Here is a 12,462-nt window from a genome sequence, read left to right on the forward strand (position 1 = left end):
AAGTCGGGTGGAATACCCAGCACCGGACTCCTTCAACGGTCGGCTTCGACACTGCTGACGCGCGACGACAAGTGGCGCAGATCCGACAGGCAATCAGTGCGTGAGGTCAGGAAGCCCGTTGCAACAGGCGGTCGACGTCGGCTGGGTCCAAGCGCAGCATCCGTGGGCCGAGGCGGTACGCCGGAAGTCTCCCGTCAGAGATCATCCGACGCACCGTCTTGGGACACACCCCCAGCCGGCGCGCAGCCGACTGCACGGTCTCGACCTCAATCTCTCGCCGTGGATGCTCCATGCCCGCCCAAGCCGCCACGCGCTCTCCCGTGACCGACACCTACTCGGACGCGCCATCGCCACCGCGGGCCAGCTCGGCCAATCGCCCTGCCAGGAGTTGTTCGCGCTGCCGACTGGCGTGCTGGTAACGCATCGCCATCTGGGCCGTCGTGTGCCCCATGCGCGCCATCAACTCGGCGGTCGTGGCGCCATTCTGCGCGGCCATGGTGGCAGCAGTGTGACGCAGGTCATGGAACGTGAGATCGTGCCGGTCCATCACATCGCGTGCCTGGTCGAAGGCATACCGCAGCGCCTTCTCACTCATCGGCAGCTCACCGCGACCAGGAAAGAAGTACGCAGAGCGCGCCCTCCGCTCCCCCAGACCTGCACGCCACTCACGAAGCGCCGGTAGCAGATGCGGCGGGATACCGACATCCCGGATCGCCGCAGGCGTCTTGGGCGGACCCACGATCACCTGCCCCTTGATCCGCGTCACGCCCTGACGAACGTGAATCCACCCGGTCACGGTGTCGACGTCCCCAACCCGAAGCGCCCGCACCTCCCCAGAACGAAGCCCACACCACGCCGCCAACAGCACGGGAAGCGCCTGCCCCGGTGGCAACCGATCGGCCACACGGTTGAGCTCGGCCACCGTCGCCGGCTGCATCGCCCTGGTGGACTTGCGCCGACCCACCGAACGGATGCGGCAGGGATTAACGACAATCAACTCCTCGTCCACACACACCGCCAGCAAGGACTTGAGCAGCGCGTACGCGTGGCTTCGTTGCACGGCCCGTTCCGGCCCCATCCGGTCGAACCACGCGCGAACCTGCTTCGGCGTGATCGACGCCACCGCCTGATCCCCGAACTCGGGAAGGATCAGCCGATCCAAAAGACTCTCGTACAGTGCCCTCGTCCTCGGTGTCAGGTCACGTCGGGCCACCTCGTCGCCGGCCAGGTCTCGGAACACGACCTCGACCGGAGCCTCCTCCTTCACCAGCGCGGGCCGGGGAGCCACCAGAGCCTGCCACTCACCCCGGCTGATCGACCGCTCAACGTCGACGAGCCAACCTTCGGCGTCGATCTTGGCCACGAAGGTGTGATCTGCCGAGTGCACCTGACCATCTGGCCCCAGATACCGAGCACGCCACTTCCCAGAGGGAAGCTTGTCCAACCGTCCGAAGCCCCGTTTGGAGCGCCCGCGGCGCGTGGAGCGTTTCCCTTGGGGGGAACGCAAGTCACTGGCGTTTCCCGCATCGCTGGTCGGAGATGAGGTTGTCCGCTTCGTAGTCATGTCGAGCCTCTCGTCGTGGGAGATACGTGGGGTTCAGATGTCCCCACAAGTCCCTCGGAGGCCCCTTGGTGCTCATCGGACCGAGACATGGAACAAGGCGTTTCCCCTAGTCAAATAGGAGAAACGCCTTGTCAGATGAAGCTCTTGAATCTGTCGGGGCGACAGGACTCGAACCTGCGGTCTCCTGCTCCCAAAGCAGGCGCGCTAGCCACTACGCTACGCCCCGTGAAGCCGCATCTCGGAGTGAAGCCTCCGGGATGCGAACTCCACGAGTCTAGACGATCAGCACGTCGCATGAAGAATCGGCCGGCCGTGCTGGCCGACAGCATTCAGCAAACAAGCGAACAGCACCCAGCCCTTGAGACGGCTCCAACAGCGGTCAAGGCTTGATGCATGACACTCACATCCATCCCCACCTCACCGCCCCCAGCGTCCTCGCAATGGCGAGATCTATGAAGCGTGGTGCGAAGAAGTTGACTTCCACGACAGCTACCAGCGCAGGAACTATTGGCACTGACCGCTCAGAAGCGGAAGGGAATCGGGATCGGGCCGCAGCAGCAGACGCCCTCCACCCGGATGTCCGACCGGCGGATCGCGGAGGCGGCCCGGGCGCACGTCGCGAACTGGCGTGCCGCGGTGCCGGCGGAGGCCACGGCCCCGCGCTCGGCGATCGAGTTGCGGATCAGGGTGGAGCAGGTGCCGCCACCAGCCACACCCGACGCGCACTTCCACCCCTTGCGCGGCGACAACTGGGCCCGATACCCCTCCACCAGGCGCAGTGCGATGGAGTCGATGAAGTTCATGTCCGTGCTCCTCATGCTCAGGCTCATGCCATCGTCAGGGCAGTCAGGCTAGCCCGGCCCGGCTGCCTCTGGCTGCACCCCTGGGGCTGTGAATTCACCCGCCTGGGCACGCATGGCATGGATGGCCCCGACGATGGCATCCGGCCGGTCCAGCATCATCAGGTGCTTGGACTGCTCCACCACCACATGCCGGGCTTCCAGCAGCCGGGCAAGCCGGGCCTGCTCGTCGATCCATTGACCATCCGAGGCATCGGCGGCTGTCAACAGCAGCGTCGGCACCCCGGGCCACGGATGGCGTCCGCGCAGTTCCTGCAGGTCCCAGCCCTGACGTTCGTAGGACATCGACTCGGCGGTGCTCATGGCAAGCGAATCCGCATCCCGATAGATCTGCGTCAAACGCCCCATGCTCATCCGGGAGAACTCCCGATGCGACTGGAACCACGACCCCCAACGAAAGGCCAACCCCGCCACATGGTTCAGCCGCATGCCATCGACGACCTTGGCCAAGCGTCGCGCCACCGTCGGCGCCGGCACGCCCGGAGCCGACGAGTACCACTCCACGGACCCGTCCACCAAGACCACGCCACCAACCAGGTCCGGCCGGACACGAGCCAGTGCCTCGGCGTGGAAGGCGGCCATCGAATGCGCCACGAGCAGCGCCCCCCGAATCCCCCGCAGTTCCATCAGGGCCGCCAGGCTGGCGACCTCCTCCTCCAGACGCGGCGAATGCCCGGGCCACCTGGTGCCCCCGATGCCAGGCCGGTCATAGCGCAGCACCCGGACACCGTCGAGGAGCTTCACGACGTCACGCCAGAACTCCATGGCCAGACCGCATCCATTCATCAGGACAACAGCCGGCTCCGTGCCCGGCTTCTCCCGCCAGTGCAGCTCTCGTCCGGCGCAGCACGTCACATCGCCCTTGGGTTCCACCACGATCCGAGACTAGCGCCGTGGCCTGACCAGCGGGAAGGCGATGGTCTCCCGGATCGACGCGCCCGTGAGCAACATCACCAGCCGGTCCAGACCGATCCCCAAGCCACCGGTCGGGGGCATCCCGTACTCGAGCGCCGCCAGGAAGTCCTCGTCGATCTCCATCGCCTCCGGATCGCCATTGGCGGCTCGGAGCGACTGCTCGGTCAGGCGCTGGCGTTGGATCACGGGATCCACCAGCTCGGAATATGCCGTGCCCAACTCGGAGCCGAAGACCACCAGGTCCCACCGCTCCGCCAGCCGATCGTCCTCCCGATGCGGGCGGGTCAGTGGCGACAGGTCGGCCGGGAAGTCGCAGAAGAAGGTGGGTGCGACCGTGGGCTTCTCGCACAATTCGTCGTACAGGCTCTCCAGCACGTCGCTGCGGGCATCGCTGGGCACCACGTCGAGCCCGAGGCGCGACGCGTGCCTGGCCAGTTCCTGACGCGAGGTATCCGGAGTGACCTGTTCCCCCAGCCCCTCGGAAATGGCGTCGTGAACGGAGATCCAGCGCCACGGCTCGGCAAGGTCCACCTCATGGACCGCCCCATCGGCTCCAGTACCTCGCACGATGCTGCTCCCGGTGGCCTCCACGGCAGCGCGACGCACCATCGTCTCGGTCAATCGCTGCATGGAGCGGTAGTCGGCGTGCGCCTGGTAGGCCTCCACAACGCTGAACTCCGGATTGTGCGTGGCATCCGCACCCTCATTGCGGAAGTTGCGCCCAATCTCGAAGACCCGGTCACACCCCCCGACCATCAACCTCTTCAGGTAGAGCTCCGGCGCGATGCGCAGGTACAGGTCCAGGTCATAGGCATTGATGTGGGTGCGGAAGGGCCGCGCATTGGCCCCACCATGGATGGTCTGCAGGATCGGGGTCTCCACCTCCAGATAGCCCTCGTCGAGGAAGTTCTGGCGCACCGCCTGGAAGGCACGGCTCCGCACGGCCAGCCGATCCCTGCTGACCGGGTTCACGATCATGTCCAGGTAACGTTGGCGCACCAACGCCTCCGGGTTGCTGATCCCCTTGTACTTGTCCGGCAACGGACGCAAGCACTTGCTGGTCAGCCTCCACTCGTCGACGAGCAGCGACGGGGTTCCGGTCTTCGAGGCACCACACACGCCGCCGAAGGCCACCTGGTCCCCCAGATTGGTCACGTCGTCGAAGCGTCGCAGCTCGTCGCGCCCCATCCTCGAGGCCTCCAGCAGGGCCTGGGTAGCTCCCGAGAAGTCCTGCAGGCGCACGAAGCAGACCCCTCCGTGATCGCTCACCCCCACGATCCGTCCGCCGATGGTGATCCGCTCCCCTGGCCTGCCGACGACATCGGCACACTGCGCGTCGACGCCCGTCGTCACCGGGTAGGGCTGCTGACCCTCCGCCAGCAACGCAGCTCGCTTGTCCAGCCGGCCACGCATCTGCTCCGGAACCCTTGCGGTGGGCAGCTCCAGGACCGGGCGCGCCAGGAAGTCCATGATGACCGGGTCATCGGCACGGGTGAGTGGCTGTTCGATGGCGGGCATCGGATTGCCCCAGCAGGGCAGGTCCAGGAATCCCTCCGCCAGCCCCATCGCGGCCCCGACCTGACCAATGTCTGCGGCATCCTCGTAGGCAAGGAAGCGTGGTTGCCAGGCCGGTGCGTACTTCACATTGGAGCGGTACAGCTGCTCGATCTGGAACCACCTGGAGAAGATCATCAAGACCCGACGCTTGGCGCGGTCCAGGGCCGTCGCCCCGATCCGCTCCCCCTCCTCGAAGGCACTGCGGAAGACCGCGAAGTTCAACGACACCCGCTGCCAGCCGCGTTCCCGGCCAACACCCATCAGGCCGGCCACCATGAACTCGGTGATCCCGTTGTCCGCCTCCGGGTTGCGACGCATCACGTCCAGCGACAGGCCGTCCGCACCCCACGGGACGAAGGACAGCAGCCCTGCCGTCTGCTCGGGCTGGTGCGAGCCGGGCGGGAAGATGGCCTGCACCATCACACACGCGCCATCCAGGGGATCCCCCAGTCTGTTCAGTGCCATCGAGAAGCCCCGGTCGTCGCCATCCCTCCACTGCTCGCTCAGGGCAATGAGGTGGTCCAGCTCCTCCGATGCGATCTCGTCATGCCGGCGCACGCGCACCGTGTAGCCCAGGTTCTTCAGCCTGGTCACGGTGCCCCGTACCGCCTTCAACTCACGCGCCTCGAGTGTGAAGGACTGTGGATTGAGGATTGCCTCGTCCCCGACGCGGATCACCCGCAGGCCGCCACGCTCGTAGGCTCCGGCGCCCGCCTCCGACGCGCCCACCACGCCGGGGGTCCAGCCGTAGGTGTGGCACAGCCCCACGTAGGCGGACACAGCCCCGTCCCACTGCTCACGTCGCCCGATGGGATCCCCAGAGGCCAGGCACACCCCGAACTGCACGCGATAGGTGATGGCCGACTGACCATTCCCGGCGAAGACGACCTGCTTGTCACGCCGGGTCGCGAAGTAGCCCAGCGAGTCCTCCGGGTTCTGGGCCAGGAGGCGCCGCAGCTCCAGCTCGTCCTCGAGGGTCGACGTCGCCTGCGAGCGCTGGGAGCGCATCAGCACCAGCAACCCGGCCAACAGGCTCAGGCCGATCAGCAGCCCCACCACGCTCTGCACCCAGCCCGGCACCATCTTGGGCATGCTGGCGTTCTGCCCGTAGACGACGTGCTGCACGATGCTGATCAGCCGCGAGCGTGGCCGCCCCGTACGCCCCGCGACCATCCCCAACAGATAGCCGGCACCCAGTGACGCCACGATGCCCGCCAGCGCCGTGAGGGCGGCGGCGCGCAGGCTACCGGGTGTCAGGCGGGCGGTGAACTCGCGTCGATTGGTCACCAGCAGCCACAGCAGCAAGGTGGTGGTGACCACGCCGAAGCCGTACTCCAAGAGCTCACCGTTGAGGCCACGGTCGAGCGGCCCGCCCTGCCACAGGCTGGTCAGGATTGCCACCCACGCCACGACTTCTGCCAACCACCAGATCCCCAGCCACACGGTGGCCATCCACCAGGCCACACGCTTGCGACGCATCAGGGCCGCCCCCACGATGCCGCAGTAGACCGCCAACCCGAACCCTCCGGTGTCCACCGGAAAGACCAGGCTGCTGAACAGGTCGACCGCGGCGCGCACCCAGTGCGTGCCGCGGAAGACCTCGCGGAGGATCACCAGGAAGGCGGCGATGTAGAAGACCCGCGAGAGGAGCTGCGGAACTCGACGGCGGGTAGTGCTCGACAACGGCATGGGGCAATCCTGCTCCCCACAAGGTCATCGACGGCACATGACAGCCTGATGGCACAGAAAATCATCCCGTGGTGGCAGGAGGGACTACATCTGGCGCCGGAGACCCATCACCACAACAGCCAGGCGAGGACCTCGTCGCCACATCGTTCGGCAAGCAGCCGGGCGCGAGCGTCCTCACGAACCCGTGCCAGCGGCACCGGCCACCGCTCCACCTCCCAGTGCTCCGGGAGGTTCCCGCTGACCGCCCAGACGACGGCACGGGTGAGCTGGTCTGCCGTGTGCCCCGGCAACCCGGCTCCCAGCAGCGCCAGGGTGCGCACCGTCGCGGCCGGCATCTGCTCCACCGCCCGCATCGCCAACATCTCGGTGTGGATGATCGCCTCCGCCACAGCCCGCTGCTGCTCGTCGTCACCCGGAACCGCGCCCGAGGGCAGCGGCAGCGTCGGTGCACCGCCGGACAGCCTGCTTGCGAGCGTGGCGTGCAGGGCACAGGTCAGGGCTCCGGGCTGCAGGGCACAGCGGGAGGCCAGGTCCGGTAGCGTCTCGACGAGTTCGGGTGCGCCATGGGCCAGCACCTCGTCGGCAACCGCCGCCAAGGCAAGCGGAGCAATGGGCCCGGGACGGGCAGAAAGGCTCTCCACCGCCTGGGTGACGGCATCGGCCGGGGCCTCGCCCAGGTGACCGCGCTGCTGCGCCCGCCCCAACAGGAAGACCTCATGGGGTGCCAAGGTCCGCGGGTCTCGTGCCAGCAGTCCACGGGCCGCCGGGATCAGGTGCGCATGCACGAGGTCTCCCGCCCAGGCCAGTTCGACGTCGGTGGTCCCCCGCCCTGCGTGCACCTGCGCCAGGTGCACCCCCTCCTTGGCGGTCAGCACCCGGGCATCCCCATCCTCCAGGATCGAGATCCCTGCGGCCTCGACGGCGGCATCCGGAAGTTCCAGCGTCACGGTGTCCTCCACGTCCCGCAACACGGTGCGCTCGGGCCACCAGGTGGGCAGTGCCGCAGCCTGGACCCGTTCATCGCGCAACCAGTCCGCGCGCCAGCTCACCTGGTAGCCCGCATGCGGGGTGCCGGCCGGGCCCAGGCGCATGGGCATGTCAGTGAGCCAGCAGAGCCCGTCGGACAGGCGACTACGCCCCCGCAACTGGGTGAAGGTGAGCAGCCGCCCATCGAGCTCCGCGACGTCCAGACTGATCTGCCCTTCCGCCCCGGCCAACCACCGCCGCGCGGGCCATGGCGTGGTCATCTCCAGCCAGGCTGCGGGCGCAGCCAGGTCGACGTCGGTGAGGTTCTGCACCTGGACCCGGATGCTCCAGACGTCGTCGAAGACGTGGCGCACCACGGCCCGCGCCTGCACCGCCCCGCCCGCCTCCAGGCTGAAGTGCTGCTCGATCTCGTCCAGCAACAGCTCGGTGCGGCCATGGACCCAACCGCCCGCAAGGCGCACTGCCAGGCCTCGCGCGACGACGGCACCCGTGTCCGCCAGGGTGAGGGTGCTGAGTTCTCCATCAGGAGCGACGTGGATCTCCAGGCCGCCCCACTCGATCACCGGCGACGCTGACATCGCGAGCACCAGTAGAGATTCCGGCCCTCCAGCGTGGCCACCTTGACGGGGCTGGCGCACACCAGGCAGGGCTGCGCGGCGCGACGGTAGACGTAGACCTCTCCCCCATGCCGGTCCACCCGTGGCGGTCGGCCCTGTGCCTCGGGGCCATGCTCCTCGCGCACCGTGTCGATGCGGCCGACGGTGACGCCGTCGCGCATCAGGAGCACCAGGTCAGCCCAGATGGCCTCCCACGTCGCACGGCGCAGCGTGTTTCCGGGCGTCGCCGGGTTCACACGGTGACGGAAGAGGACCTCGGCCCGGTAGATGTTGCCCACGCCGGCCGTGATCCGCTGGTCCATCAGCAGCGAGGCGATGCTGCGTCCGGAACGTTGGATGCGTGTCCACGCGATCTCCGGGTCGGCGTCGGGACGGATGGGATCTGGCCCCAGCTTCGCGATCTGCGCCTGCTGTTCCTGCGGAGTGAGCAGCCGGCACATCTGCGGACCGTGCAGGTCCGCGGCGGTGACGCCGTCGGTGATCCGCAGCCGCACAGCGCCCCGGGGCGGAGCGAGCGGTGCGAAGAAGAACTTGCCGATCAGTCCCAGGTGGATGTGGACCATGTGTTCCGGGTGGGGCCTGGCGAAGTCGATGAACAGGTGCTTGCCACAGGCACTGGCACCCTGCAGCACCGTCCCGTCCAGGCTCGCGGCGGCACCGTCGAAGCGGCCCTGGGGAGAGCTCACCTGCACCGCCTTGTCCCCGAAGTGGTCCATGGTGGCCCGCGCCAACCTGTGGATCACGTGACCCTCGGGCATCAGACCTCCTCGGCGTGTGGTGGACGTCAGGTCTAGGATTCCACGCATGACAAGCGAACGCACTCAACAGGGCTTCCGGCGTGAGTTCGGCCGCGACGGCACCACTGGCCTGGTCACACCGGAACGAGCCGTGCGCGCCCGCGAGGTCAGCCGCCCCGCCCCGGCCGACAAGCTGGCCGCCGAGAAGGTCGTGCAGCAGCTCGTCGCGCGGGCCCAGGGGCGGCGCCGCTGATCCGGACCTGGGTTCATCGGGACCCGGGTTGATCAGGCGAGGTGTGCGTCCTCGTAGTCGGTCATCTTCTGCACGCGGCGCGCGTGACGCTCCTCCTGCGTGAAGGGCTGGGTCAGGAAGACGTTGACGATCTCCAAGGCCTGCTCATTGGTGGTGAAGCGCCCGCCAAGGGAGATGACATTGGCGTTGTTGTGCTCGCGGCCAAGCTTGGCGATCTCGGTGTTGTACGCGAGGATCGCGCGGCAGCCCTTGACGCGGTTGGCGGCCAGCTGCTCGCCATTGCCGGACCCGCCCAGGACGATGCCCAGGCTCTCCGGATCCGCAACGACGGCCTCGGCGCAGGGGATGCAGGTGTCCGGGTAGTCGTCCTCCGCGTCATAGCTGGTGGCGCCGTGGTCCACGACATCGTGTCCGGCGGCGCTCAGCTGCTCGCGCAGGTACTCCTTGAGCTCGAAGGCGGCATGGTCGGTGGCAATGTGTACGCGCATGCCCCAACTATTTCAGATGCGGCCCGATAGGAGCCCGCCAGGTCTTCACCGCTCGGCATCCGGCACAAGCCGCTGCTCAAGCTGACACCTGACGAACGTCGCCTGCAGTAGCGCCATCAGGGTGGCCTCGTCCTCCATCATCGGCACTGTGACGGGGAAGTAGGTCCAGCCGTTGGCCACGAGCCTGGCAATGCGCAGCTGGTCTGCACAGAAGCTCACGGGGTCCGTGTGGTGCGCCACCAACTGCACCTCAATGGCCAGTTTGAGCTGCTCCATCGCCACGTCCACGACGATCTTCTCCCCCACCCTCCTCCAGCAGGGCCATCACCTCATCACGACCACTCATGCCCATGGAGGCTGGAGATCGGATCGCCCGGCGACTCACTCGCGCGATCGACTGTGGACAATCCCTCGGCGGGCCCCTTCTGTGGACATCCCTGCGAGCGTTGCGAAATTTCGGCGGCAGCTCGCCTCACCAGGTCAGATACCGCCGGGACAGCAGATCTGCGCCAGTTTCGCGCAACCCTCGCAGGGATCCGCTGCCGAAACCGCGTGCCGGAGTGTGACAAATTTCACGAAATCTCTTGTGCATGGGTTCACAAGTGTGGCACTGTCAACCCACTGGCCCGCCGGACCGACAACGTCGCCCGTCCGAGCAGGCAGAGCGCCACACCATGACCCGAGCCCCGGGTCCCCAAGGTCCGACAATCCGTCGACACCCCTTGCCACACACCGAGGAACCATCCTCGGCGCCCCGACAGGAGCCCACGTGACGCATCCACACCACCACTCGACCTCGGAAGAGGTCGAGGCACACCTCCCCGAGGACCACTGGCCGCTTCCCGAGCTCAGCCAGGTCGGCCCCGAACACCACACGGACGGCATCAACTTCGTCGCCGCAAAGGACTCGGCCGAATACCGGGAGCTGCGCCAGTCCTTCACGAGCTTCGCCTTCCCGATGGTCCTCACCTTCGTCGGCGTGTACTTCGTCTTCGTGCTGATGGCCACATACATGCCACACGTGATGGGACGCCGCGTCTTCGGTTTCGTCAACGTCGGCATCCTGTTCGGCCTGCTGAACTTCGCCACCACGTACCTGGTCACCTTCCTGTACGTGCGCCATGCCAACAAGAACCTCGACCCCCGCGCCGCCACCCTGCGCGCCCGCCTGGAGAAGGAGGTCAACTGATGAGCCCCACCATCATGCAGACCGTCGGCAACCCGCTCCTGAACATCGGCATCTTTGCCCTGTTCGTGATCGGCACCATGTCCGTTGTCATCAAGGTCACCCGTGACTCCGCCAAGAAGTCCACCGACTTCTACACCGGCGGCGGTGCCTTCTCCGGCCGCCAGAACGGCCTGGCCATCACCGGCGACTACCTCTCCGCTGCCGCCTTCCTGGGCGTGACCGGCGCCATCGCCCTCAATGGCTTCGACGGCTTCCTGTACTCCGTCGGCTTCTTCGTCGCCTGGATCATCGCGTTGCTGCTGGTGGCCGAGCCACTGCGAAACACCGGCAAGTACACGATGGCCGACGTGATGAGCTTCCGGATGAACCAGAAGCCCGTGCGCACCGCGGCCGCGGCATCCACCCTGACCATCAGCTTCGTCTACCTGCTCGCCCAGATGGCCGGCGCCGGTGGCCTGGTGGCCCTGCTGCTGGGCATCAGCTCCAAGAACGGGCAGAGCCTGGTCATCGCGCTGGTGGGCATCATCATGATCGGCTACGTGCTCGTCGGCGGTATGAAGGGCACCACCTGGGTGCAGATGATCAAGGCCGTGCTGCTGGTCAGCGGTGCCGCGATCATGTTCCTGTGGGTGATGGCGCTCAAGGGCTTCAACCTGTCCCGCGTCTTCGGTGAGGCCGTCGCGGCGCACCCCAAGGGCGACGCCATCATGGAGCCGATGCTCCAGTACGGCACCAATGGCTGGACCAAGCTGTCCTTCATCTCGCTGGCGATCGCCCTGGTCTGTGGCCCTTCGGGCCTGCCGCACGTGCTGATGCGCTTCTACACCGTCCCCACCGCACAGGATGCACGCAAGTCGGCCGTGTGGACCATCGGCCTGGTGGGCGTCTTCTTCATCTTCACCCTGGTGCTTGGCTACGGTGCGGCGGCCCTCGTCGGCGCCGACGTCATCAAGGCCGCACCCGGAAAGGCGAACTCGGCGGCCCCCTTGCTGGCCCACCACCTGGGCGGCTCGGTCTTCATGGCCATCATCTCCGGCGTCGCCTTCGCAACCATCCTCGCGGTGGTCGCCGGCCTGACCATCACCGCCTCCGCCTCCTTCGCGCACGACATCTACAACAACGTCCTGCACGACGGCAAGGTGGACCCGGTCAAGGAGGTCAAGGTGGCCCGCATCACGTCGGTCACCATCGGCATCCTGGCCGTCATCGGCGGCATCTTCGCCAATGGGCAGAACATCGCCTTCCTCATCTCGCTGGCCTTCGGAGTCGCCGCCTCGGCCAACCTCCCGGCCATCCTGATGACGATGTACTGGAGCCGCTTCAACACCCGCGGCGCCGTCTGGTCCATCTACGCGGGCCTGCTCTCGGCCGTCCTGATCATCATGTTCTCGACGTCGATCTCCGGCGGGCCGACGGCCTTCTTCCCGAATGCCGACTTCGCCTTCCTGGAGCTCACCAACCCGACGATCGTCAGCCTGCCGCTGGCCTTCCTGATGGGCGTCATCGGCAGCCTCACCTCCCCCAAGCCCGACTCGGACCTGCAGGCCGAGATGGAGGTCTGCTCGATGACCGGTATCGGCGCCGGCGACGCAATCGCCCACTGATC

12 protein-coding genes and 1 tRNA gene are annotated in these 12,462 nt (G+C 67.1%); 3 read left to right on the forward strand and 10 right to left on the reverse strand.

What is annotated here, in order from left to right; all coding sequences use genetic code 11:
* Positions 1-106: 106 nt before the first annotated feature.
* The 8 genes from EDD41_RS18090 to EDD41_RS03795 all read right to left on the reverse strand — a co-directional run bounded on the left by EDD41_RS18090 (position 107) and on the right by EDD41_RS03795 (position 8,947).
* The gene (locus EDD41_RS18090) at positions 107-292 is read right to left on the reverse strand and encodes a helix-turn-helix domain-containing protein (RefSeq protein WP_094764024.1); all 186 of its coding nucleotides are present in this window, start codon (positions 290-292) and stop codon (positions 107-109) included.
* Positions 293-331: 39 nt separating this feature from the next.
* Positions 332-1,564, reverse strand: a complete 1,233-nt coding sequence (locus EDD41_RS03765) for a tyrosine-type recombinase/integrase (protein WP_123575005.1) — start codon at positions 1,562-1,564, stop codon at positions 332-334.
* A gap of 153 nt (positions 1,565-1,717) precedes the next feature.
* Positions 1,718-1,790, reverse strand: a tRNA-Pro gene (locus EDD41_RS03770).
* A 295-nt stretch (positions 1,791-2,085) separates the two neighbouring features.
* Complete coding sequence (locus EDD41_RS03775; protein WP_123576840.1) at positions 2,086-2,367, reverse strand: membrane protein insertion efficiency factor YidD; 282 nt, start codon at positions 2,365-2,367, stop codon at positions 2,086-2,088.
* Positions 2,368-2,415: 48 nt separating this feature from the next.
* Positions 2,416-3,300, reverse strand: coding sequence for an alpha/beta fold hydrolase (locus tag EDD41_RS03780; protein ID WP_123575006.1), 885 nt, complete (start codon positions 3,298-3,300; stop codon positions 2,416-2,418).
* Between the two features lie 9 nt (positions 3,301-3,309).
* Positions 3,310-6,585: a bifunctional lysylphosphatidylglycerol synthetase/lysine--tRNA ligase LysX gene (gene lysX, locus EDD41_RS03785; protein WP_123575007.1), complete on the reverse strand. Its 3,276-nt coding sequence runs from the start codon at positions 6,583-6,585 to the stop codon at positions 3,310-3,312.
* Between the two features lie 107 nt (positions 6,586-6,692).
* Positions 6,693-8,150, reverse strand: coding sequence for a hypothetical protein (locus EDD41_RS03790; RefSeq protein ID WP_123575008.1), 1,458 nt, complete (start codon positions 8,148-8,150; stop codon positions 6,693-6,695).
* Entirely contained in the window at positions 8,132-8,947 is an 816-nt protein-coding gene (locus EDD41_RS03795; protein ID WP_123575009.1) for an Fpg/Nei family DNA glycosylase, read from the reverse strand. The genes EDD41_RS03790 and EDD41_RS03795 overlap by 19 nt, the downstream gene beginning before the upstream one ends.
* A gap of 46 nt (positions 8,948-8,993) precedes the next feature.
* Here EDD41_RS03795 and EDD41_RS03800 point away from each other — a divergent pair, with 46 nt between their 5' ends.
* Positions 8,994-9,179: a hypothetical protein gene (locus tag EDD41_RS03800; protein WP_094764012.1), complete on the forward strand. Its 186-nt coding sequence runs from the start codon at positions 8,994-8,996 to the stop codon at positions 9,177-9,179.
* 32 nt (positions 9,180-9,211) lie between these two features.
* Here the strand turns inward: EDD41_RS03800 and EDD41_RS03805 are convergent, their stop codons facing one another.
* Positions 9,212-9,667 carry a ribose-5-phosphate isomerase gene (locus EDD41_RS03805; protein WP_094764011.1) on the reverse strand — a complete coding sequence of 152 codons (456 nt, stop codon included), beginning with the start codon at positions 9,665-9,667 and terminating at the stop codon, positions 9,212-9,214.
* Between the two features lie 45 nt (positions 9,668-9,712).
* Positions 9,713-9,973 carry a hypothetical protein gene (locus tag EDD41_RS03810; protein ID WP_170165156.1) on the reverse strand — a complete coding sequence of 87 codons (261 nt, stop codon included), beginning with the start codon at positions 9,971-9,973 and terminating at the stop codon, positions 9,713-9,715.
* A gap of 463 nt (positions 9,974-10,436) precedes the next feature.
* Between EDD41_RS03810 and EDD41_RS17095 the strand changes: the two genes are divergently transcribed.
* Together EDD41_RS17095 and EDD41_RS03820 are read left to right on the forward strand one after the other, a co-directional pair.
* Positions 10,437-10,856: a DUF485 domain-containing protein gene (locus EDD41_RS17095; RefSeq protein ID WP_211336577.1), complete on the forward strand. Its 420-nt coding sequence runs from the start codon at positions 10,437-10,439 to the stop codon at positions 10,854-10,856.
* Positions 10,856-12,460 (forward strand): solute symporter family protein, encoded by a 1,605-nt coding sequence (locus EDD41_RS03820; protein WP_123575012.1) that lies wholly within the window; start codon positions 10,856-10,858, stop codon positions 12,458-12,460. Before EDD41_RS17095 ends, EDD41_RS03820 begins: the two co-directional genes overlap by 1 nt.
* Positions 12,461-12,462 lie beyond the last annotated feature (2 nt).

This window comes from Luteococcus japonicus, from assembly GCF_003752415.1.
Lineage (GTDB): Bacteria > Actinomycetota > Actinomycetes > Propionibacteriales > Propionibacteriaceae > Luteococcus > Luteococcus japonicus.

What these genes read in the sequence shown, in the direction of transcription:
- EDD41_RS03800 (WP_094764012.1), top strand. Translation starts at nt 8,994, where the DNA reads ATGACAAGCGAACGCACTCAACAGGGCTTCCGGCGTGAGTTCGGCCGC.
- EDD41_RS18090 (WP_094764024.1), bottom strand. Translation starts at nt 292, where the DNA reads ATGGAGCATCCACGGCGAGAGATTGAGGTCGAGACCGTGCAGTCGGCT.
- lysX (WP_123575007.1), bottom strand. Translation starts at nt 6,585, where the DNA reads ATGCCGTTGTCGAGCACTACCCGCCGTCGAGTTCCGCAGCTCCTCTCG.
- EDD41_RS03775 (WP_123576840.1), bottom strand. Translation starts at nt 2,367, where the DNA reads ATGAACTTCATCGACTCCATCGCACTGCGCCTGGTGGAGGGGTATCGG.
- EDD41_RS03820 (WP_123575012.1), top strand. Translation starts at nt 10,856, where the DNA reads ATGAGCCCCACCATCATGCAGACCGTCGGCAACCCGCTCCTGAACATC.
- EDD41_RS03790 (WP_123575008.1), bottom strand. Translation starts at nt 8,150, where the DNA reads ATGTCAGCGTCGCCGGTGATCGAGTGGGGCGGCCTGGAGATCCACGTC.
- EDD41_RS03765 (WP_123575005.1), bottom strand. Translation starts at nt 1,564, where the DNA reads ATGACTACGAAGCGGACAACCTCATCTCCGACCAGCGATGCGGGAAAC.
- EDD41_RS03805 (WP_094764011.1), bottom strand. Translation starts at nt 9,667, where the DNA reads ATGCGCGTACACATTGCCACCGACCATGCCGCCTTCGAGCTCAAGGAG.
- EDD41_RS03795 (WP_123575009.1), bottom strand. Translation starts at nt 8,947, where the DNA reads ATGCCCGAGGGTCACGTGATCCACAGGTTGGCGCGGGCCACCATGGAC.